The sequence below is a fragment of the Shigella sp. FC1544 genome (assembly GCF_001722145.1).
GTDB lineage: Bacteria > Pseudomonadota > Gammaproteobacteria > Enterobacterales > Enterobacteriaceae > Escherichia > Escherichia coli.
Genome location: NZ_MECT01000362.1, coordinates 1 through 799 on the forward strand (window position 1 = coordinate 1; position 799 = coordinate 799).

The 799-nt window shown below is 62.5% G+C and carries 1 pseudogene; it reads left to right on the forward strand.

What is annotated here, in order from left to right:
• Positions 1-799: pseudogene (locus tag BGK49_RS16335) on the forward strand (RHS element protein); the annotation flags it as partial.

Genomic DNA, 799 nt, shown 5'->3' on the forward strand with positions numbered 1-799 from the left:
TCAGTATGAGAAGGACCGCATCACCATCACCGACAGCCTGAACCGCCGTGAAGTGCTGCACACGCAGGGTGAAGCCGGGCTGAAGCGGGTGGTGAAAAATCACCCGGAGACGGAAGCACTGCTCTGGCAGCATGAGACCAGACATGCGTACAGCGCGCAGGGACTGGCGAACCGCTGTATACCGGACAGCCTGCCCGCCGTGGAATGGCTGACCTACGGCAGCGGCTGGCTGGCAGGTATGAAGCTCGGCGACACACCGCTGGTGGATTTCACCCGCGACCGCCTGCACCGGGAAACGCTGCGCCGCTTCGGCCGTTATGAACTCTCCACCGCTTACACCCCTGCCGGGCAGTTACAGAGCCAGCACCTGAACAGCCTGCAGTATGACCGCGATTACACCTGGAACGACAACGGCGAACTCATCCGCATCAGCAGCCCGCGCCAGACCCGGAGTTACAGCTACAGCACCACCGGCAGGCTGACCGGCGTTCACACCACCGCAGCGAACCTTGATATCCGCATCCCGTATGCCACAGACCCGGCAGGTAACCGCCTGCCCGACCCGGAGCTGCACCCGGACAGCACCCTCAGCATGTGGCCGGATAACCGTATCGCCCGTGACGCGCACTATCTTTACCGGTATGACCGTCACGGCAGGCTGACAGAGAAAACCGACCTCATCCCGGAAGGGGGTATCCGCACGGATGATGAGCGCACCCACCGGTACCATTACGACAGTCAGCACCGGCTGGTGCACTACACGCGGACACAATATGCAGAGCCGCTGGTCGAAAGTCGC